This is a genomic window from Proteus alimentorum, assembly GCF_002607735.1.
Lineage (GTDB): Bacteria > Pseudomonadota > Gammaproteobacteria > Enterobacterales > Enterobacteriaceae > Proteus > Proteus alimentorum.
Genome location: NZ_NBVR01000025.1, coordinates 1 through 22,919, shown reverse-complemented (window position 1 = coordinate 22,919; position 22,919 = coordinate 1). Strand labels below are relative to the sequence as shown.

The 22,919-nt window shown below is 41.1% G+C and carries 19 protein-coding genes and 1 riboswitch; of the genes, 7 read left to right on the top strand and 12 right to left on the bottom strand.

Annotated features, from left to right (window positions below):
* Nucleotides 1-25 precede the first annotated feature (25 nt).
* Nucleotides 26-811 carry an NAD(+) diphosphatase gene (nudC, locus tag B6258_RS08620; protein ID WP_099074922.1) on the bottom strand — a complete coding sequence of 262 codons (786 nt, stop codon included), beginning with the start codon at nt 809-811 and terminating at the stop codon, nt 26-28.
* A gap of 145 nt (nt 812-956) precedes the next feature.
* Here nudC and B6258_RS08615 point away from each other — a divergent pair, with 145 nt between their 5' ends.
* The 7 genes from B6258_RS08615 (at nt 957) to thiH (ending at nt 7,368) form a co-directional block, all read left to right on the top strand.
* A complete protein-coding gene (locus tag B6258_RS08615; RefSeq protein WP_099074916.1) occupies nt 957-1,637 on the top strand; it encodes an HAD family hydrolase in 681 nt (226 codons plus the stop codon).
* A 44-nt stretch (nt 1,638-1,681) separates the two neighbouring features.
* Nucleotides 1,682-1,804: riboswitch (TPP riboswitch) on the top strand.
* 141 nt (nt 1,805-1,945) lie between these two features.
* On the top strand, nt 1,946-3,898 hold the full coding sequence (thiC, locus tag B6258_RS08610; protein ID WP_099074915.1) for a phosphomethylpyrimidine synthase ThiC: 1,953 nt from the start codon (nt 1,946-1,948) through the stop codon (nt 3,896-3,898).
* Complete coding sequence (gene thiE / locus B6258_RS08605; protein ID WP_099074914.1) at nt 3,882-4,529, top strand: thiamine phosphate synthase; 648 nt, start codon at nt 3,882-3,884, stop codon at nt 4,527-4,529. The genes thiC and thiE overlap by 17 nt, the downstream gene beginning before the upstream one ends.
* Nucleotides 4,523-5,272: a HesA/MoeB/ThiF family protein gene (locus B6258_RS08600; protein ID WP_099074913.1), complete on the top strand. Its 750-nt coding sequence runs from the start codon at nt 4,523-4,525 to the stop codon at nt 5,270-5,272. The genes thiE and B6258_RS08600 overlap by 7 nt, the downstream gene beginning before the upstream one ends.
* Nucleotides 5,269-5,469 carry a sulfur carrier protein ThiS gene (gene thiS, locus B6258_RS08595; protein ID WP_099074912.1) on the top strand — a complete coding sequence of 67 codons (201 nt, stop codon included), beginning with the start codon at nt 5,269-5,271 and terminating at the stop codon, nt 5,467-5,469. The genes B6258_RS08600 and thiS overlap by 4 nt, the downstream gene beginning before the upstream one ends.
* Nucleotide 5,470: 1 nt before the next feature.
* On the top strand, nt 5,471-6,250 hold the full coding sequence (locus tag B6258_RS08590) for a thiazole synthase (RefSeq protein WP_099074911.1): 780 nt from the start codon (nt 5,471-5,473) through the stop codon (nt 6,248-6,250).
* Nucleotides 6,250-7,368 carry a 2-iminoacetate synthase ThiH gene (thiH, locus tag B6258_RS08585; protein WP_099074910.1) on the top strand — a complete coding sequence of 373 codons (1,119 nt, stop codon included), beginning with the start codon at nt 6,250-6,252 and terminating at the stop codon, nt 7,366-7,368. The genes B6258_RS08590 and thiH overlap by 1 nt, the downstream gene beginning before the upstream one ends.
* 183 nt (nt 7,369-7,551) lie before the next feature.
* On the opposite strand, the gene B6258_RS08580 is transcribed toward thiH, so the two are convergent.
* The 11 genes from B6258_RS08580 to B6258_RS08530 all read right to left on the bottom strand — a co-directional run.
* The gene (locus B6258_RS08580; RefSeq protein ID WP_099074909.1) at nt 7,552-8,637 is read right to left on the bottom strand and encodes an Rpn family recombination-promoting nuclease/putative transposase; all 1,086 of its coding nucleotides are present in this window, start codon (nt 8,635-8,637) and stop codon (nt 7,552-7,554) included.
* Nucleotides 8,638-8,826: 189 nt separating this feature from the next.
* Nucleotides 8,827-10,182: a polysaccharide deacetylase family protein gene (locus B6258_RS08575; protein ID WP_099074908.1), complete on the bottom strand. Its 1,356-nt coding sequence runs from the start codon at nt 10,180-10,182 to the stop codon at nt 8,827-8,829.
* Between the two features lie 79 nt (nt 10,183-10,261).
* Entirely contained in the window at nt 10,262-14,488 is a 4,227-nt protein-coding gene (rpoC, locus tag B6258_RS08570) for a DNA-directed RNA polymerase subunit beta' (protein ID WP_099074907.1), read from the bottom strand.
* 122 nt (nt 14,489-14,610) lie between these two features.
* Complete coding sequence (gene rpoB, locus B6258_RS08565; RefSeq protein ID WP_099074906.1) at nt 14,611-18,639, bottom strand: DNA-directed RNA polymerase subunit beta; 4,029 nt, start codon at nt 18,637-18,639, stop codon at nt 14,611-14,613.
* 349 nt (nt 18,640-18,988) lie between these two features.
* Nucleotides 18,989-19,354 (bottom strand): 50S ribosomal protein L7/L12, encoded by a 366-nt coding sequence (gene rplL / locus B6258_RS08560; RefSeq protein WP_023583093.1) that lies wholly within the window; start codon nt 19,352-19,354, stop codon nt 18,989-18,991.
* A gap of 63 nt (nt 19,355-19,417) precedes the next feature.
* Nucleotides 19,418-19,915, bottom strand: a complete 498-nt coding sequence (rplJ, locus tag B6258_RS08555) for a 50S ribosomal protein L10 (RefSeq protein ID WP_006534706.1) — start codon at nt 19,913-19,915, stop codon at nt 19,418-19,420.
* 326 nt (nt 19,916-20,241) lie between these two features.
* Nucleotides 20,242-20,943 (bottom strand): 50S ribosomal protein L1, encoded by a 702-nt coding sequence (gene rplA / locus B6258_RS08550; protein WP_099074905.1) that lies wholly within the window; start codon nt 20,941-20,943, stop codon nt 20,242-20,244.
* Nucleotides 20,944-20,947: 4 nt separating this feature from the next.
* A complete protein-coding gene (gene rplK, locus B6258_RS08545; protein WP_075673745.1) occupies nt 20,948-21,376 on the bottom strand; it encodes a 50S ribosomal protein L11 in 429 nt (142 codons plus the stop codon).
* Between the two features lie 146 nt (nt 21,377-21,522).
* Nucleotides 21,523-22,068, bottom strand: a complete 546-nt coding sequence (gene nusG, locus B6258_RS08540; protein WP_004246900.1) for a transcription termination/antitermination protein NusG — start codon at nt 22,066-22,068, stop codon at nt 21,523-21,525.
* Nucleotides 22,069-22,075: 7 nt separating this feature from the next.
* The gene (gene secE / locus B6258_RS08535; protein ID WP_023583091.1) at nt 22,076-22,453 is read right to left on the bottom strand and encodes a preprotein translocase subunit SecE; all 378 of its coding nucleotides are present in this window, start codon (nt 22,451-22,453) and stop codon (nt 22,076-22,078) included.
* Nucleotides 22,454-22,726: 273 nt separating this feature from the next.
* A partial coding sequence (locus B6258_RS08530; protein WP_099074623.1) for an EF-Tu C-terminal domain-related protein occupies nt 22,727-22,919 on the bottom strand: 193 nt, incomplete at its 5' end.

Sequence of the window (22,919 nt, the reverse complement as noted above, 5' to 3'; positions counted from 1 at the left end):
AACTGTTGGCAGACAGCGCCTTTATTTAGTTCTTTTCTTTATCTTGTCTAATATTGGCTATCGTATCTTCTATCAAGCGTCGAGCAATAGTATCTGGTGGTGGGATCTGAGGTAATTGATCGTAACGATACCAACCCGCACTCATTAATTCAGAAGGATCATGTTGTAATTCACCGCCATCATAATCAGCTAAAAATCCCATCATTAAGGAATGAGGAAATGGCCAAGGCTGAGAGGATACATAGCGAATATTGCGAATACGAATATTGCTTTCTTCAAACACTTCACGGGCCACGGCTTCCTCTAATGTTTCACCAACCTCAACAAATCCGGCAAGTACAGTATAAAGCGGTGAATGTTTATGCCTAACATGATGTGCCAATAAGATTTTATCTTCATGGCGAATACCCACAATAATACAAGGGGCAATTTGTGGATAATAGCGTTCATGGCAGTTATCGCATAAACACGCCCATTCACTCTCACTATGGCGCATTTTAGAACCACAATAACCACAAAAACGGTGAGAGCGATAAAACTCAGCCAGTTGGACACCACGACCGACTAATTTAAATAAGTTTTCATCTTGTGAGGCGATAAGTCTTGGTGAACACATGTCGTTATCCATTTTTCCATGAATAAGCCAAACTGTTTCACCTTGCCATTCCCCCACAATTTTAGCGTGCTGACCAATGAGATCCCAATCTTTAGCTAAACCAAACGGCAGCTCACCTTTAGGTAACCACACTCGCCCACCAAGACTCACTGTCCACCAGCCCTTTTCTGAGCCTGTTAATGTATATAAATGCATAACGACCATTCTATCCCAAATAATGATATAGAATAGAGGATACTCTCTTTAACAAGAACCACTCAATGAATTATGACTATCTTCTATAATTCATTAACATTCTTAAAATATAAATGTAAATTTTATTAATATAAGAACCCTTAGAATGACAGATAAAACCAAAAACAAGATTGCGATTTTTGATCTAGATGAAACGCTTTTAGCTGGTGACTCCAGTCGCTTATGGACAAACTATTTGTGGGATAAAAAAATAGTCACAGATCCTCATTTTTTAAAACTAGATGAGCAAATGATCGCAGACTATTACGCTGAAAAACTAGATATAAACCAATATCTTTTTCAACATTTAGCTTACTTTAAGCATCATGATATAAACAAAATAAATCATTGGGTTAATGACTTCACTAAAACAAAAATTCAGCCTCTGCTTTACCCACAAGGAATATCAATAATTACACAATATCGACAACAAAATATTCCCGTGATGATTATTTCGGCAACAATGTCTTTTTTGGTTCATGCGATTGCAAAGCAGCTCAATGCAGATATTTCAATGGGTATTGATATGCACATTAAGGACAATCATTACACTGGATTTATTGAAGGTACTCCTACATTTCGAGAAGGAAAGGTTGAGCGTTTAAATCAATGGAAAGAAGCAAATAACATAAACAATACTTATATTTATTTCTATACTGATTCATCTAATGATCTCCCTTTATGTTATCAAGCCGATCATGTTATAGCGGTTAATGCCGATCAAAAATTAGTACTCATTTCAGATGAAAAAGCATGGGAACAGCAACATTGGGATTTAAATAAATAATCCATATCGGACTTGTAGTTTTTAAAATCTCTCATATACTGGACTTCTTCTTGTCGGAGTGCCTAGTGTTTATAAGGCTATTATAAACACAGGCTGAGACCGTTAATTCGGGATCCGCGGAACCTGATCGGGTTAATACCCGCGAAGGGAACAAGAGTGATTCGACCTTTTGATAGCTTCATTGCGTATATTTTTTACACATCTATATACACCTATCTGTCGATACTCCCTGCGACCTCCAGACAAGCATTTTTCTCAATATCCACCCGACAGGCGATTAGCCTGCATGATATTTATTAGGAAATGCTATGTCCCAAAATCAAACGATATCCGTTAAAGATATTTCACCAACAAACAGCAAACAGCGTCCACGAAAAGAACAGCGTGATGCAGCTCAAGCGTTTATCAGCACCATTCAAGGCGTAAGTTTCCCTAATTCAAACCGCATTTACCTCGAAGGCTCACGTACTGACATTCAGGTACCAATGCGTGAAATCCAACTTGATAAAACACTAGTAGGAGGATCAAAAGATTCCCCTATTTTTGAAGATAATGAACCTGTACCAGTGTATGACACATCAGGCCCTTATGGTGATCCTGCTTCTCAACTTGACGTTAATCTTGGATTAAAAAAAATACGCCAACCATGGATTGATGAGCGCAATGATACAGAAGCGCTTTCACTTTTAAGCTCAGATTTCACCCAACAACGCCTTTCTGATGCCGGATTAGAGCATTTGCGTTTCCCCTTAAAACCAAGCCCGAAAAAAGCGCTAAATGGCAAAAGTGTGACGCAATTGCATTATGCTCGCCAAGGCATTATTACGCCTGAAATGGAGTTTATTGCTATTCGTGAAAATATGGGACGAGAGAGAATTCGTAGCAAAGTTTTACGCCAACAGCACGCAGGATTTAGCTTTGGTGCTCATCTCCCTGACAATATTACTCCTGAATTTGTACGCCAAGAAGTTGCAGCTGGTCGAGCCATTATTCCTGCTAATATCAATCACCCTGAATCAGAACCCATGATTATTGGACGAAATTTCTTAGTGAAAGTGAATGCCAATATCGGAAACTCTTCTGTCACCTCCTCCATTGAAGAAGAAGTTGAAAAACTAATTTGGTCTACACGCTGGGGAGCGGATACCGTAATGGATCTCTCAACAGGTCGTTATATCCATGAAACACGTGAGTGGATCATTCGTAATAGCCCTGTTCCTATTGGTACAGTTCCAATTTATCAAGCGCTCGAGAAAGTTAACGGTATTGCTGAAGATCTCACTTGGGAAATGTTCCGAGATACCTTGCTTGAACAAGCAGAGCAAGGCGTTGATTACTTTACTATTCATGCAGGCGTATTGTTACGTTATGTCCCCATGACTGCAAAACGCCTAACGGGTATTGTATCTCGAGGCGGTTCGATAATGGCGAAATGGTGTTTATCACATCATAAAGAGAATTTCCTCTACGAACATTTCCGTGAAATCTGTGAAATTTGTACGGCTTATGATGTTTCCCTTTCGCTGGGTGACGGATTAAGACCGGGTTCAATTCAAGATGCGAACGATGAAGCACAATTTTCTGAATTACATACCCTAGGTGAACTAACAAAAATTGCTTGGGAATACGATGTTCAGGTGATGATTGAAGGCCCCGGTCATGTGCCAATGCAGATGATCCGCCGCAATATGACAGAAGAATTAGAGCATTGTCATGAAGCACCATTTTATACATTAGGCCCTCTCACTACCGATATTGCACCGGGTTACGATCACTTCACATCAGGTATTGGTGCAGCAATGATTGGCTGGTTTGGTTGTGCAATGCTCTGTTATGTTACGCCCAAAGAACACCTTGGGTTACCTAATAAAGAAGATGTAAAACAAGGGCTTATCACTTATAAAATCGCCGCACATGCCGCCGATTTAGCCAAAGGACATCCCGGCGCTCAAATTCGCGATAATGCAATGTCAAAAGCGCGCTTTGAGTTTAGATGGGAAGATCAATTCAATTTAGCGCTTGATCCTGAAACCGCACGCCAATATCACGATGAAACCTTGCCTCAAGCATCAGGAAAAGTCGCTCATTTCTGCTCAATGTGTGGTCCTAAATTCTGCTCAATGAAAATAACCCAAGAAGTACGCGATTACGCAGCTGGTATGGAGCAAATGTCTCAAGCCTTTAAAGAGCATGGAAGTGAGTTATACCACAGTGCAGAAATCACCAGTGTTGAGGTGACTGAAAATGAACAGATCCTCTAACATACCTTTTGCATCAACAGAAAAAAAGCTTGGGCTTTATCCTGTTGTTGATTCAGTTGAGTGGATCGAACGCCTGTTAAAGACAGGCGTTACCACCCTGCAATTACGAATAAAAGATAAACAGCCAAAAGACGTTGAACAAGAGATCATCGAGGCAATAAAACTAGGTAAACACTATCATGCAAGACTGTTTATCAATGATTATTGGCAACTCGCTATTAAACATCACGCCTACGGTGTTCATCTTGGTCAAGAAGATCTCGATATTGCTGATCTCAATGCGATTAAACAATCAGGATTACGCCTTGGTATTTCTACTCATGACAAAGTTGAATTACAAAGAGCGAAAATATTACGTCCATCTTACATCGCATTAGGACATATATTTCCAACCACAACAAAAGAGATGCCATCTAAGCCTCAAGGTTTGAAGGCACTCAAACATCAAGTAGAGCAAACTCCTGATTTTCCAACTGTTGCTATTGGTGGGATCTCCCTCGAAAGAGTACCTGACGTTGTTGCAACTGGTGTTGGGAGCGTTGCCTTAGTCAGTGCAATAACAAAAGCGCCAGATTGGCAACAAGTGACTCGTAAATTATTAGAATTAGTGGAAGGAAAACCATCATGCTAAATGATAATGATTTTATGCGTTATAGCCGACAAGTGATGTTAGAAGATATTGGCTTAGAAGGTCAAAGTAAGCTTCAACAAGCAAAGGTACTGATTGTTGGGCTTGGTGGATTAGGCTCTCCCGCATCACTTTATCTTGCTGGTGCAGGTATTGGTGAGCTTATTTTAGTTGATGATGATGAGTTACATGTTTCTAATCTACAACGTCAAATTCTTTATCGTACTCAAGATATTCCTGATGCAAAATCAGAAGTCGCAAAGCAGTCTCTACTTGCACTAAATCCGGATATAAAAATCACCGCTTATAAACAACGTATTGATGATGATTCATTATCTAAATTAGTTAAAGAGGTCGATTTAGTTTTAGATTGCACCGATAACATGCTCACACGCCAAGCGATTAATCGTGCTTGTGTCACACAAAAAACATCACTGATTAGTGGCAGTGCTGTTGGTTTTAGCGGTCAGCTTATGGTATTTGAACCTCCTTTTACTCACGGTTGCTATCACTGCCTTTATCCTGATGAAACTGAACCACAAAGAAATTGCAAAACAGCCGGGATTCTAGGCCCTGTTGTGGGCGTGATTGGCACACTTCAGGCACTTGAAGCGATTAAATTGCTCTCTGGTTTACCTTGCTCTCTAAGTGGAAAACTTCGCCTTTTCGATGGTAGAAAACAAAATTGGAGCACGTTGCGTTTAACACCATCAAAAACATGTCCTGTTTGTCGAGGGGTAGCATGAACATTACCGTAAATGACGAACAATATTCTCTGGATATGCCTGTCACTCTCTGTCAGCTCCTTATTCAGTTAGAGCAACCATCCATTGGTGTAGCACTTGCTATCAATGAAACCATTGTTCCCCGTGAAAATTGGGAAACACATTTTATTAATGATGGCGATACTATTCTTCTCTTCCAAGCAATTGCAGGGGGCTGATATGTTAAAAATTGCTGATACAACATTCGCATCTAGACTTTTTACAGGTACAGGGAAATTTGCAACACCAACGCTAATGACAAAAGCCATTAAGGCTTCGGGTAGCCAATTAGTCACGATGGCAATGAAACGTGTGGATTTAAAAAAGGGTAATGATGATTTAATCGCACCACTTAAATCATTAGGAGTTAAATTATTACCTAATACATCCGGCGCAAAAACAGCACAAGAAGCGGTTTTTGCGGCGCGTTTAGCTAAAGAAGCTTTTGGCACCCATTGGGTAAAATTAGAAATTCATCCTGACACCAAGTATTTATTACCTGATCCTATTGAAACACTTAAAGCTGCTGAAACCCTCGTTAAAGAAGGGTTTGTTGTTTTGCCTTATTGCAGTGCTGATCCTGTTTTATGTCGTCGTTTAGAAGAAGTTGGCTGTGCCGCTGTAATGCCTTTAGGTTCTCCTATTGGCTCTAATCAAGGCTTACAGACTCGTGATTTTCTAAGAATTATCATTGAACAAGCCTCAATTCCTGTTGTTGTTGATGCGGGTATTGGTGCGCCAAGTCATGCACTCGAAGCTTTAGAGTTAGGCGCTGATGCCGTATTAGTTAATACCGCAATTGCGGTTGCCAAAAATCCTATTTTAATGGCACAAGCCTTTAAAGCCGCCCTTGATGCCGGTGAACTTGCTCGACAATCAGGACTTGCTACACCGGCTTCCGTTGTGAATATGCAAGCGCAAGCCTCTAGTCCATTAACCCAATACTTAGGGGCATTCTAATGGATACTTTTTCTGATTATTGGCAACAACTCGACTGGGATGACATTACATTAAAACTCAATAGTAAAACCAATGCGGATGTGGAAGCCGCATTAAATCGCCATTCTCTTACACTTGATGATTTTATGGCACTAATTTCGCCTGCGGGGCGACATTATTTAGAGCCGATGGCACAACGCGCTCAACAACTCACTCGACAACGTTTTGGTAATGTAGTGGGACTGTATGTGCCGCTTTATCTTTCTAATTTATGTGCGAATGACTGTACTTATTGCGGCTTTTCAATGAGTAATACCATTAAACGTAAAACATTAAATGAAAGTGAAATCATCGCCGAATGCAATAGCATCAGGCAATTAGGTTTTGATAGCTTGTTATTAGTGACTGGAGAGCATCAAAGAAAAGTGGGTATGGATTATTTTCGCCAATATATCCCTCTTATTCGAAAGCATTTCAGTTCATTAATGATGGAAGTACAGCCTCTTGCAACAGAAGAATATGCCGAATTAAAAACACTGGGTATTGATGGCGTGATGGTTTATCAAGAGACCTATCATGAACCCACTTATCAACTTCATCATTTAAAAGGCAAAAAACAAGACTTTCATTGGCGATTACAAACACCAGACAGATTAGGGCAAGCAGGCATTGATAAAATTGGTTTAGGTGCATTGATTGGTCTTTCAAGCCAGTGGCGTAGCGACTGTTATATGGTGGCAGAACATCTCTTGTTCTTACAAAAACGCTATTGGAAAAGCCGTTACTCTATCTCTTTTCCTCGTTTACGCCCTTGCGCTGGTGGGCTTAGCCCCGCATCGGTAATGAGTGAAGCGGAATTAGTTCAACTCATCTGTGCTTTTCGCATCTTGGCGCCAGATGTTGAGCTTTCTCTTTCAACACGAGAATCACCTTATTTTCGTGATAATACCGTACCTTTAGCGATTAATAACATTAGTGCAGGCTCTAAGACTCAACCGGGTGGCTATTCCGATAGCCATGAAGAGTTAGAACAGTTTTCACCTAATGATAATCGCCATGTAAATGATGTTATTAACGTATTAAAAGAGCGAGGGTTACAACCAGTATGGAAAGATTGGGATAATTACTTGGGTCGTTAATTAAAATTTAAATAATATAAAACCGCTTTTAATTTAATTAAAAATAATAAAGGCGGTTTTATTAAATAACCCAATAAAAGTAACATGTAATAAACTTAAAATATTTAAAGAAAAATAAAAAATTACAAATAATATCTTAGGATATTTTTAATTTAATATTATATAAAATAATTAACTTAATTCTTATGCTACTAATTCTTCGAGTTCTTGCATACTTAAACCTGATATTCTTTCGATAAATGAAAGATCAAAATTCTCTTTTAATAATTTTTGTGCTAATTCTAATTGTACTGATTTTCTTCCTATTTCAATACCTTCTGTTTTGCCTAACTCAATGCCTTCTGTTTTACCTAACTCAATGCCTTTAGCTCTTCCAATCTCAATACCTACATTCTTACCTAATTCAATACCTACATTCTTACCTAATTCAATACCTACATTTTTGCCCAGTTCGATCCCCTCATTTTTGCCTATTTCAAATCCTTCATCTATACCTAATTTAAATCCTTTATTTTCTAATCGCCACGCTATATTCATAATTGTCTCTCTGTGGTTATCTACTCGTTCAGCTATCTTATTTATAATAAATTCAAAATCTGATGCATCCATGATTGAGAATAAATATTGTACAACAGCAACAGTGTCTTCATCTCTGCAGTTTTTCTGATTTATTGCTTTTGATAACAGCATTGCAATCTTATCAAGATCATGACAACTATTAACGTGTTTCATCGCAATTTCCATTACCGCCGCTTTTTTATGTGTCAGCAAAATATCATCATCAATTGAGGTCAAATCAATTAACGAGAAGTCATTAGAATAAAGCTTATTAGCAAGTGAAGTAAGTGGAAAGCATGACATCCAATTAACAGGGAAAGGATAAGGTTTTTTCTTGCCATGATAAAATAAAATAGGAACAACGAGAGGCAACGATTTATAACCTTGCTGTAAATGTTGATTCATAGTGGAAAATGCATAATTCATCATGCGCCAAGCTATCATTTTATCTGGCCTAGATTGATGCTCTATCAGTAAATAAATAGGAATATCACCCTCTTTGGTTTTCACTAAATACAAAATATCAGACATACGAGAACGTAATTTAATATCGATGAAAGAAGAATTTTGTAATTGTAACGTCGAAAAATCACAATGATTTTTTAATTCCTCTGGTAAATGAACAAAGAAGAAATCTTTCGCATTACTGACATTCATCATAAAGCGTTTAAATGCAGAATCATAAGAAGATATGGATATAGGCTTTTTCATAATTGGCTCCATACTAAGTTTGGATTGCCAGCTTACAGAAAAAAATAAATTTTTATCACTAAAAAATCATCATAATTATCTGAAAAATATAAGTTATTTATTGATCTTAATTGAATTAGTAATAGAGAAATAAAAAATACCTTCAATAAATATCGAAGGTATTTTTAAGATTATAAATTTTATTTTTAATTATTTATCAACAATGATATTTTTATTCACCACTTCATATTCATCATTACCTACCATTCTGGCAAATTTTTCAATAGGATCGGTACTTAATGCATATAACCGTTTTAAGGCATAAGGTGAGTCACCCAAACGTACTTTTCCTTGCTGAGTCGTCACCGCCAATGTCATTCCTGATGCTTTGACTGCATTAATTGCTCTTTGATTATATCCACCGAAAGGATATGCAAAGGCATATTGATGTGGATTTAATAATCGCAATACACGTTGTGAGCGTTGTAAATCTAATATAATTGTGTGGGACTGACGGCTAAAGATAATAGGTTTTTTATTATTATCTAAACGATGTAAAAAATGGGAGTGCGATTGAATATCAAAAACATCACGACTCGATTTGAGTGACTGCCAACTCATAAATTGTAATGAATTAGGCGCCCACTTAGGTGTTTTGGATTTTATTCGTGATGAGATAACAAATAGTGTTGCTCGTTGGCCATTTTCTTTTAAAAGAGGATAAGCATAGCGATAAACGGATTGCAAACCATCATCAAATGTTAATGCAACAGCTCTGCCGGGCAAATTAACACTCTTATTTAAATAGCCAGCAACTTGATTGAGCGAAAGCGTTTCATATCCAGCTTCTTTTAAATAATTCATCTGCTCTGTAAATGCAGTTAATGATGTTGTTGTCGATGTATGGCGAAAATTATGGTTTTCCGTTGCTTTAAGAATATGGTGGTAAGTCAGTACTGGTATCCCTAAATCGGGCTTTACATCCCTTGATGAAATATAACCTAAGCGATCACCTAAAGAGATTTCAAACCAATTGATTTGACTTCCATTAGTCTCTTCTTTTATTGTGCGAGATAGCACGGGATAACGTAAATTAGATAAGAGTGTCGCTATTTGTGGGCTAGCAATATCCTTATCACTATAGATGGGTGTATTTTTTGTTGTAATTAAATATTCGTAGATAGGATAATCTGTTTTCTTTGTACTATCTGATAAGAAACGTATTTTTTTATCGGGTTTCATAGAGGCAATATCTTCAAAATAGCCATCTTCTAGATAACCCGCTTCAAGATAACCTTGAGCATTCCCAAATTGTATCTTGTGATAATCCCCCTCCGCAACTGATGCATAGAAACTTTGGTTAGGGCAAAGTTCTGCAACAGGTCGCAATTTATCCCCCACAAATGCATATAATGTTTTTTGCTGACGAAGTTGCATCAACGTTGTAATGGGCGTTTTTAAATCCCATTGAGCTTCTGTTGGAATACCTCTTTCATAAGGCACTGCTGAGGCAAATCCAGTAAAAATAAAACATAGAATAATCAAATTATTAGCTATTATTCTCATCATTTCGCCTACTTATGTAGAACAGAAACAAAAAATGCCCTCACAATGGAGGGCATTTCAATCTAATCTAAATTAGATTTTAGTCTTTTAATCCACCAAAACCCGCATTCAGTAATTCTGCTAAGTTAGCAGATGCTTCATCAGCACTGATTGTTGTTTCAGTTTCATCTGTCGGCAATTGTGACTGACGACGCTTCATACGATCTTGGTGATACGCATATCCAGTACCAGCTGGGATCAAGCGACCAACAATAACGTTTTCTTTCAAACCACGTAATTCATCACGTTTACCCGCTACCGCAGCTTCCGTCAGAACACGAGTTGTTTCTTGGAACGATGCAGCAGAGATGAAGGATTCAGTTGCCAGAGATGCTTTCGTGATACCTAACAGGTCACGAGCATACGTTGCTGGTACTTTACCTTCATCTTCAAGAACACGGTTTGACACTTTAACGCGAGCGTATTCAACCTGCTCACCTTCGAGGAACTCAGAGCTTCCTGCGTTCTCAATGGTAACTTTACGTAGCATCTGACGAACGATAACTTCGATGTGTTTATCGTTAATCTTAACGCCTTGTAAACGGTAAACTTCCTGTACTTCGTTAGTGATATAGCGAGTAACCGCATGAACACCACGTAAGCGCAGAATGTCGTGTGGTGATTCTGGACCATCGGAGATAACATCACCACGTTCCACAACCTCACCCTCGAATACGTTAAGCTGACGCCATTTAGGGATCATCTCTTCGTATGCATCACTACCGTCTAATGGAGAAATAACTAGACGACGTTTACCTTTAGTCTCTTTACCGAACGAAACAATACCGCTGATTTCAGCAAGGATTGCAGGCTCTTTCGGACGACGAGCTTCAAACAGGTCAGCAACGCGTGGCAGACCACCGGTGATATCTTTAGTACCGCCAGATTCTTGTGGAATACGCGCTAAAGTGTCACCAGCGTTAATTGTAATGCCATCGTCTAACTGAACAATCGCTTTACCTGGCAGGAAGTACTGTGCTGGCATATCAGTATTCGGGATTAATACGTCATTACCCTGTGCATCAGTGATGCGCAATGCTGGACGTAAATCTTTACCACTACCTGTACGCTCTGCTGAATCCAGAACAACCAGTGAAGAAAGACCTGTTAATTCATCGGTTTGACGTGTGATAGTTTGACCATCAACCATGTCTGCAAAACGGATGATACCAGATACTTCACTCACAACTGGCATTGTATGTGGATCCCAGTTAGCAACAGTTTCGCCACCGTTAACTGCTTCGCCATCACCTTTCGCTAATTGAGCACCGTAAGGCACTTTGTAGCTCTCTTTCGTACGACCGAATTCGTCAATTAAACGTAATTCTGTGTTACGAGAAGTGATAACTAATTTACCCGCAGTATTAGTAATGAACTTCGCATTGAACAGCTTCAGAGTACCTTTGTTACGTACTTGAATGCTAGATTCTGCTGCCGCACGAGATGCCGCACCACCGATGTGGAACGTACGCATCGTTAACTGTGTACCTGGTTCACCGATTGACTGTGCTGCGATAACACCGATAGCTTCACCTTTGTTGATGATATGACCACGAGCAAGGTCACGACCATAACAATTCGCACACACACCGAAGTCTGTGTTACAGGTTACAACTGAACGTACTTTTACGCTGTCAACAGAGTTTTCTTCTAACAAGTCACACAGTTTTTCGTTTAACAGGGTGTTACGTGGAACAAGAATATCGGCAGTACCTGGTTTCAGAATATCTTCTGCAGCCACACGACCTAATACACGTTCACGCAGTGGTTCTTTAACATCACCACCTTCGATAACCGGAGTCATCATAACACCTTCGGTTGTACCACAGTCGTCTTCTGTAACGACTAAGTCTTGTGCAACGTCAACTAAACGACGAGTCAAGTAACCGGAGTTTGCTGTTTTCAGTGCGGTATCCGCAAGACCTTTACGAGCACCGTGGGTTGAGATGAAGTACTGGAGTACGTTCAGACCTTCACGGAAGTTCGCTGTGATTGGTGTTTCGATGATTGAGCCATCTGGCTTAGCCATCAGACCACGCATACCTGCTAACTGACGAATCTGAGCTGCAGAACCACGAGCACCGGAGTCAGCCATCATAAAGATGCTGTTGAAAGATACTTGTTGTTCTTCTTCACCATTACGGTTAATAACGGTTTCAGTAGACAGGTTTTCCATCATCGCTTTCGCTACGCGCTCATTCGCCGCAGCCCAAATATCGATAACTTTGTTGTAACGTTCGCCCGCTGTTACCAGACCGGATTGGAACTGTTCCTGAATTTCTGCAACTTCTGCTTCTGCTTCTGCAATGATCTCTGCTTTTTTCGCAGGGATAACCATGTCATCGATACCTACTGAAGCACCTGAACGTGCTGCGTAAGCAAAACCGGTATACATGATTTGGTCAGCAAAAATAACGGTTGGCTTCAAGCCCATTACGCGATAACAGGTATTCAGCATTTTAGAAATTGCTTTCTTACCTAATGGTTGGTTAACCAGCGCGTAAGGTAGGCCTTTTGGTACGATCATCCATAAAATAGCTCGGCCGACAGTTGTGTCTTTTAAGCTAGTTTCAGTGGTGATGTTACCTTCGCCATCTTTGATCTCTTCAGTGATACGTACTTTAACGCGTGCGTGTAAAGAGGCTAAACCTGCGCGATAAACGCGTTCAGCTTCTTTAGGGCCACTTAACACCATGCCTTCACCTTTGGCATTGATGCAGTCACGAGTCATGTAGTAAAGACCTAATACAACGTCCTGTGAAGGAACGATGATTGGGTCACCACTTGCTGGAGACAGAATGTTATTTGTTGACATCATCAGCGCACGAGCTTCTAACTGTGCTTCTAATGTCAGTGGTACGTGAACCGCCATTTGGTCACCATCGAAGTCGGCGTTATATGCCGCACAAACGAGTGGGTGTAACTGAATAGCTTTACCTTCGATAAGGATTGGTTCAAATGCCTGAATACCTAAACGGTGAAGTGTTGGTGCACGGTTTAGCATTACTGGGTGTTCACGGATAACTTCATCTAAGATATCCCAAACAACCGCTTCTTCGCGCTCAACCATTTTTTTAGCGGCTTTGATTGTTGTCGCTAAACCACGGGTTTCCAGTTTTCCGTAAATAAATGGTTTGAATAATTCAAGAGCCATTTTCTTCGGCAGACCACACTGATGCAGACGCAAGTATGGACCAACGGTGATTACAGAACGACCGGAATAGTCAACACGTTTACCTAACAGGTTTTGACGGAAACGACCTTGTTTACCTTTGATCATATCAGCCAAAGATTTCAGAGGACGTTTGTTAGAACCTGTAATCGCACGGCCACGACGACCGTTATCTAATAACGCATCCACAGACTCTTGTAACATACGTTTTTCGTTACGTACGATAATGTCTGGTGCTGCTAAATCAAGCAGGCGTTTTAAACGGTTGTTACGGTTGATCACACGACGATATAAATCGTTCAGGTCTGAAGTCGCAAAACGACCGCCATCAAGTGGAACCAGTGGACGTAAGTCTGGTGGTAACACAGGCAGTACAGTTAAGATCATCCATTCAGGTTTATTACCTGATTGCATGAACGCTTCAAGTAACTTGATACGTTTAGTCAGTTTCTTACGTTTAGTTTCAGAGTTAGTTTCATTTAACTCTTCACGCAGCGTTTCACACTCTTGTTCCAGATCCATGCTCTGTAACAGGTTCTGAACAGCTTCTGCACCCATCTTCGCATCGAATTCGTCACCGAACTCTTCTAATGCATCAAGATATTGCTCTTCTGTTAAGATTTGTCCGCGCTCAAGGCTGGTCATCCCGCCTTCAACAACAACATAAGATTCAAAATACAGTACACGTTCAATATCGCGCAGTGGCATATCCAGCAGCAGACCGATACGGGACGGCAGTGATTTCAAGAACCAAATGTGAGCAACTGGAGAAGCTAATTCGATGTGACCCATACGTTCACGACGAACTTTAGTTTGTGTAACTTCAACGCCACACTTCTCACAGATAACACCACGGTGTTTTAAACGTTTGTATTTACCACACAAACATTCGTAATCTTTTACTGGTCCGAAAATACGGGCACAGAAAAGACCGTCACGTTCTGGTTTGAACGTACGGTAGTTAATTGTTTCTGGCTTTTTAACTTCACCAAATGACCATGAACGGATCATATCAGGTGATGCCAGAGCAATTTTGATCGCATCAAACTCTTCGGTCTTGGTTTGCGCTTTCAGAAACTTTAATAAGTCTTTCACGAAATGGCTCCTGTCGGAGTTAGACCTGCCAGGCAAATGACCCCTGTCATTCACCCCTTTAAACCAGTGTAGTCACTGTTTGACAGACTGCCATTTCTAGCAGTCTGTCTATATGGAATACGTTATTCGTCTTCCAATTCGATGTTGATACCCAGTGAACGGATCTCTTTCAACAATACGTTGAACGACTCTGGCATACCTGGTTCCATCTGATGGTTACCATCAACGATGTTTTTGTACATTTTGGTACGACCGTTAACGTCATCTGACTTAACAGTAAGCATTTCTTGAAGAGTATAAGCAGCACCGTATGCTTCCAGTGCCCATACTTCCATCTCCCCGAAACGCTGACCACCAAACTGTGCTTTACCACCAAGAGGTTGCTGAGTAACTAAGCTGTACGAACCAGTAGAACGGGCATGCATCTTATCATCAACTAAGTGGTTCAGTTTCAGCATGTACATGTAACCAACAGTTACTGGACGCTCAAATTGTTCACCTGTACGACCATCGAAAAGTGTAATCTGACCAGAAGTTGGAAGATCAGCTAATTTCAGCATCTCTTTAATTTCAATTTCTTCTGCACCATCGAACACTGGTGTTGCGGTTGGCATACCTTTTTTCAGGTTTTCAGCCAGACGTAACACTTCTTCATCGCTGAAAGTGTCCAGATCAACTTTCTGACGAGGTGCCATACCCAGATCGTAAGCTTTCTGGATAAATTCACGTAATTTAGCAACTTCTTGTTGCTGTTTCAGCATCGCGTTGATCTTATCACCGATACCTTTAGCAGCCATACCCAAGTGAGTTTCAAGGATCTGACCGATGTTCATACGTGATGGTACACCCAGTGGGTTCAGTACGAGGTCTACTGGATTACCGTTTTCATCGTATGGCATGTCTTCAATTGGGTTAATCTTAGAGATAACACCCTTGTTACCATGACGACCCGCCATTTTATCACCAGGTTGGATCTGACGTTTAACAGCCAGATAAACCTTAACGATTTTCAGCACGCCTGGTGCTAAATCATCACCTTGAGTGATTTTACGACGTTTAGCTTCCAGTTTCTTCGCGAACTCAGCTTTCAGTTCATCATACTGTTCTGCTAATTGTTCTAACTGGTTTTGCTTCTCTTCATCCGCAATACCCAGCTCTAACCAACGCTCACGAGGTAATTTATCTAATTTCTCAGCTTCAATACCGCCAGCAATCAGAACACCACGGATACGAGCGAATAGACCAGCTTCAAAGATACGCAGTTCTTCAGTTAAGTCTTTCTTAACTTCACGTAACTGTGATTCTTCGATTTCTAATGCGCGTTTATCTTTTTCTACGCCATCACGGGTGAATACTTGTACGTCGATAACTGTACCAGACACACCATTAGGAACACGTAGAGAAGAATCTTTAACATCAGACGCTTTTTCACCGAAGATAGCACGTAGCAGTTTCTCTTCTGGAGTCAGTTGAGTTTCACCTTTAGGTGTTACTTTACCAACCAGAATGTCACCACCTTTCACTTCAGCACCGATATAAACGATACCTGATTCATCCAGTTTAGATAACGCTGCTTCACCGACGTTCGGGATATCAGCGGTGATCTCTTCAGGCCCTAACTTAGTATCACGAGAGACACAAGCGAGTTCTTGAATGTGGATAGTAGTGAAACGATCTTCTTGAACAACACGTTCAGATACAAGGATGGAGTCCTCGTAGTTATAACCATTCCATGGCATAAATGCCACGCGCATGTTTTGACCTAACGCTAACTCACCAAGGTCTGTTGAAGGACCATCAGCTAACACGTCACCACGATCAACAGGTTCACCTAAAGATACGCAAGGAGTTTGGTTAATACATGTGTTCTGGTTAGAACGAGTGTATTTAGTCAAGCTGTAGATATCGATGCCCGCTTCACCCGCATAAGTCTCTTCTTCGTTAACTTTGATAACGATACGAGAAGCATCAACATACTGAACAACACCACCACGTTTAGCAACCGCAGTAACACCGGAGTCAACCGCTACCGCACGTTCCATACCTGTACCTACCAGTGGTTTATCACCACGAAGTGTAGGAACAGCCTGACGTTGCATGTTCGCACCCATCAATGCACGGTTGGCGTCATCGTGTTCAAGGAATGGGATCAGTGAAGCACCGACAGAAACAACCTGTTGAGTTGAAACGTCCATGTACTGAACTTGGTCACGACTAAATAAGCTTGACTCGCCTTTATGACGGCAAGTAACTAATTCTTCAACGAAGTGATTGTCATCGTCTAATACGGAGTTAGCCTGAGCAATGATGAAGTTACCTTCTTCAATTGCAGACAGATAGTGAATTTCATCTGTTACAGCGTTGTTTTCAACAACACGGTAAGGCGTTTCTAGGAAACCGTACTCGTTAGTCTGTGCATAAACAGATAATGAGTTGATAAGACCGATGTTTGGACCTTCAGGTGTTTCGATTGGGCACACACGACCGTAGTGAGTTGGGTGTACGTCTCGAACTTCGAAGCCTGCACGTTCACGGGTCAAACCACCTGGGCCTAATGCAGAAATACGACGTTTGTGCGTAATTTCTGATAGCGGGTTATTCTGATCCATAAACTGTGATAACTGGCTAGAACCAAAGAATTCTTTGACAGCAGCAGAAATCGGTTTTGCGTTGATCATATCTTGTGGCATTAATGCATCAAGATCGCCTAAAGACAGACGCTCTTTAACTGCACGCTCAACACGCACCAGACCAACACGGAATTGGTTTTCAGCCATTTCGCCAACAGAACGAATACGACGGTTACCTAAGTGGTCGATATCATCCACTTCACCTTTACCATTACGGATATCAATCAGTTTTTTCATTACTTCAATGATATCTTCTTGGCTTAGGATGCCAGAACCTTCAACTTCGTCACGGCCTAAAGAACGGTTGAATTTCATACGACCAACAGCAGAAAGATCATAACGATCTTCAGAGAAGAATAAGTTCTCAAATAAGTTTTCTGCAGCTTCGCGTGTAGGTGGTTCACCAGGACGCATCATGCGATAGATTTCAACTAATGCGCTTAAACGATCGTTTGTCGGATCGACGCGAACAGTTTCTGAAATATAAGCCCCATGATCTAAGTCATTGGTAAACAGCGTTTCAATCGTTTTATGACCAGCTTGACTTAAGCGAGCTAACACATCTAAAGAGATTTCCATGTTAGCAGCACAAATCAGTTCACCTGTCGCTTCATCAATATAGTCACGAGCAACCACTTTACCTGCAATGTATTCAACAGGTACTTCAATGCGGTCAACTTGCTCTTTTTCTAATTGACGAATATGGCGAGCGGTAATACGACGGCCTTTTTCGACATACACTTTGCCGTTTGCTTCAATATCAAATGAAGCAGTTTCACCACGCAGACGTTCAGGCACTAATGTCATCATCAGCTTGTTGTTGCTGATTTCAAACAATGTTTTTTCGAAGAATAAACCTAAGATTTCTTCAGTGCTGTAGTTCATTGCGCGTAAAATGATAGTCGCAGGTAATTTACGGCGACGGTCAATACGGACAAAAAGGTTATCTTTAGGGTCGAATTCGAAGTCTAACCATGAGCCACGATAAGGGATAATACGTGCGTTATACAGTACCTTACCTGAAGAGTGTGTTTTACCTTTGTCACTATCAAAGAACACACCAGGGCTACGGTGTAACTGGGAAACGATAACACGCTCAGTACCATTGATAACAAAAGTACCATTATCGGTCATTAATGGGATTTCACCCATATAGACTTCTTGTTCTTTGATGTCTTTAACGGTGCCTTCTGGGGCTTCACGTTCATAAATGACCAGACGCAGTTTTACACGCAAAGGTGCTGAGTAAGTTACACCGCGAATCTGACATTCTTTAACATCAAAAACAGGCTCGCCTAAGCGGTAGCTGACATATTGTAATTCAGCGTTGCCACTGTAGCTTTGGATAGGAAATACGGAGCGGAAAGCTGCTTCCAGACCGTTTTGACCATCAGGATCTTGCTCGATGAACTTCTGGAACGAGTCAAGTTGGATAGAAAGGAGATAGGGAACATCCAGAACTTGTGGACGTTTACCAAAATCCTTACGAATACGTTTTTTCTCGGTATAGGAGTAAACCATAGGGTTCCTCAGCTCGCTGAAAAGTGACCCACTCTGCCTGTCCTTAACTTTAAGGATGGCTCGACATTCTGCAAACACTGTTTTTTTGTAGGTAGGAAAACAACTATTTTCCGAATATTTATTGCTATTACTCTTAAATCATTTCATTGTGCCGAGATCACTACCGAGCTTTCGAGAACGTGGATCGTAGTGACTAACACAGTATATTAAGTCGTCAATAGCAAAAAATATTGAAGTAATGAGACACCAAAAAAGTGTGAAAAAGTGACTCTTACCTTACAGCGCAAAAAGGCTGGTGACCAAAAAATCACCAGCCATCAGCCGTTAGGCTGCACTCTGGGAAGTTAAATTATTTAACTTCAACCTCAGCGCCTGCTTCTTCCAGAGCTTTCTTCAGAGCTTCAGCATCATCTTTGCTTACGCCTTCTTTCAGAGCTGCTGGTGCAGATTCTACTAAGTCTTTAGCTTCTTTCAGGCCAAGACCGGTAGCGCCACGTACTGCTTTGATTACTGCTACTTTGTTACCGCCGATAGCTTTCAGGATAACGTCAAATTCAGTTTTCTCTTCAGCAGCTTCTGCTGGACCTGCAGCAACAGCAACAGCTGCAGCAGCAGATACACCGAATTTTTCTTCCATCATAGAGATCAGTTCAACAACGTCCATTACAGACATTTCAGCAACTGCGTTTAAGATATCGTCTTTAGAAATAGACATAACAAGTGTTCCTAAAATTCAGAAAAAGTTTATACGTAAATAAAGCAACGAAGAAATTGGCTATTAAGCAGCTTCTTTCTGATCGCGCAGAGCAGCCAGAGTGCGAACCAATTTGCCTGCAGAGGCTTCTTTCATGGTTGCCATCAGGCGTGCGATTGCTTCATCGTAAGTTGGGAGTGTAGCCAGACGATCAATGTTCGAACCTGGGATAAACTCACCTTCAAAGGCAGCCGCTTTAATCTCGAATGCTGGGTTCGCTTTCGCGAAATCTTTGAACAGACGAGCAGCAGCGCCCGGATGTTCAGCAGAAAATGCAATCAAGGTTGGACCAACAAATGCATCTTTCAGTACTTCATAAGAAGTACCTTCAACAGCACGACGCAGAAGAGTATTACGTACTACACGTACAGTAACGCCAGCTTCACGACATGCTTTACGCAGTTCGGTCATTTTAGCTACAGTAACGCCACGGGAATCCGCAACAACTGCAGAAAGCGCACCTTTGGCAACTTCGCTGACTTCAGCAACAATCGCTTGTTTGTCTTGAAGATTTAGTGCCATTAGCTTCTTGCTCCTGGATTAACCGAGTAAAAACTCGGGACTCACATCACTTATTACCACAATGGTATAAGCGCTAAAACACGGTGAGTAGAATCCAGAATATATAATTCTTTATTGGCTCTCTCACCGTCTACGCAGGAATATTAAGTAATTACTTACACCTGCGGTCTTGGACGGGGTCTGGATAGGCCAGACTCCAACCGAAATTCAGAGAATTTAGTTATGTCGACTTATAAAAAATACAACATAGCTAAACTCAAGGCGTCAAATTCTATACAAATTTGACGCCAAGGTAAAGTCTTTTATGACTTTAGTCTAATCTACGATTAAACTGTCGCGTTTAAGCTAGCTTGATCAATCGCAACACCTGCACCCATAGTGGTAGACAGGCTTACTTTCTTGATATAAACGCCTTTCGCTGCTGATGGTTTTGCTTTTTTCAGAGCAACCAGCAGAGCTTCTAAGTTTTCTTTCAACTGAGCTTCGTTGAAATCAACTTTACCGATAGTGGTATGGATAATACCATTTTTGTCGTTACGGTAACGGACCTGACCTGCTTTAGCATTTTTAACTGCTTCAGCAACGTTAGGAGTTACAGTACCCACTTTCGGGTTTGGCATTAAGCCGCGTGGACCAAGGATTTGACCTAATTGACCTACAACGCGCATTGCATCTGGAGATGCGATAACAACGTCAAAGTCCATTTCGCCAGCTTTAACTTTAGCAGCTAAGTCGTCCATACCGACTAATTCAGCGCCTGCTTCTTTAGCAGCTTCTGCATTTGCACCTTGTGCGAATACAGCAACGCGAACTGAACGGCCAGTACCGTGTGGAAGTACAGTTGCACCACGAACGTTTTGATCTGATTTACGTGCATCGATGCCAAGGTTAACAGCAACGTCAACGCTTTCAACGAATTTAGCAGTAGCCAGTTCTTTCAGTAAAGCAACAGCTTCAGTAATTTCGTACTGTTTAGTTACTTCAACTTTCTCACGGATATTGCGCATGCGCTTGGTTAGTTTAGCCATCAGATTAATCCTCCACTACCAGGCCCATGGAACGAGCAGTACCTTCGATTGAACGCATCATAGCTTCAACGTCAGCACCAGTCAGATCCGCAGCTTTAGTTTCTGCAATTTCACGAACTTGAGCAGAAGTAATTTTACCTACTTTCTCTTTGTTCGGTTTGCCAGAACCTGATTTCACGCCCGCAGCTTTCTTCAGCAGAACTGCTGCTGGAGGAGTTTTGGTAACGAAAGTGAAAGAACGGTCTGCGTAAACTGTAATAACAACAGGAATTGGTAAACCTTTTTCTACGCTTTCAGTTTTAGCGTTGAATGCTTTACAGAATTCCATGATGTTAACACCTTGTTGACCCAGAGCTGGACCAACTGGTGGACTTGGATTAGCCATACCTGCTGCAACTTGCAGTTTGATATAGGCTTGGACTTTCTTAGCCATTAATTAATTCCTCAATGTGGGTATATCGCCCGGCTAGGGCTCCCCGATTTTACTTTGTTCTGTCTTATGACAAAACAACTCAAAACGAAAGGTGGAAAATTGTAGATAACTTTTCCACCTTTTGCAAGAAAGCAACGTAAAAAGGTTTAACCTTTTTCAACCTGACTAAAGTCTAACTCAACTGGTGTTGCACGACCAAAGATTGATACAGAGACTTTTAAGCGGCTTTTTTCGTAATCAACTTCTTCAACAACACCGTTAAAGTCAGCGAACGGACCATCGCTAACGCGAACCATTTCACCTGGTTCAAACAGTGTTTTAGGACGCGGTTTATCACCAACTTGTTGTAAGCGATTCATAATCGCATCAACTTCTTTATCGCTAATTGGTGCAGGTCTGTCTGACGTTCCGCCAATGAATCCCATAACACGAGGTACATTACGGACTAAGTGCCAAGTTGCATCGTTCATGACCATTTGGACAAGAACATAACCAGGGAAAAATTTACGCTCACTTTTACGACGTTGACCACTACGGATTTCAACCACTTCTTCGGTTGGAACCATAACTTCGCCGAATGAGTCTTCCATTTCGTTTAATTTGATATGTTCACGCAGAGACTGTGCAACACGGCCTTCGAAGCCTGAAAATGCCTGAATGACATACCAGCGTTTTTTTGGAGAATCAGTCATGAACACCTCACAGGCCAGTAATAAATGAAACAAAACGAACCAGAATGCCATCCAGTCCCCAAAGAACTAATGACACAATAGCCGTCACTGCAGCAACAATCAGGGTTGTTTGCAATGTTTCTTGACGTGTTGGCCATACTACTTTACGCATTTCAATACGCGCTTCACGAGCAAATGCTAACGTTGCTTTACCTTGTGTTGTCCACAACGCGATCCCACCTGCTGCTACGAACAAAGCAACAACAGCTAAAGCTCGCAACGCTAGGTTAAATTCACGGTAAAGATAGTTGCCACCCACTGCTACTGCCAGCAATAAAACGGTAATGATCCACTTAGCGATATCACCACCGCGTTTGCTATCTTGAGCTCCGCTATTCGCACTCATAAATTAACCTGTCACTATGATGTAAATAAATAGCCAGCTTGCCTCGCAAGAGCAAAACAAATCAGACTAACCATAAAATCAACTATGATTGCATCTGACACAGAGTCATATCTCTATGACATTCGTATCTGCAAGATACTGGACTCGATTCGTTGTATCAGAGCCTATCTCACCAATAATTTACAACAAACTAGTGATGAGATAGGTTCTTTTTCAAACAACGCATAAAAAGGGCATCAATTGATGCCCTTTTTTAGGAAATTACGCGAGTAATTAACCTAATACTTTAGCAACAACGCCCGCACCTACTGTACGGCCACCTTCACGGATAGCGAAACGTAAACCGTCGTCCATCGCGATTGGGTGAATCAGTTCAACGATCATGTTGATGTTGTCACCTGGCATTACCATTTCTACGCCTTCTGGTAATTCGATAGTACCAGTTACGTCAGTTGTACGGAAGTAG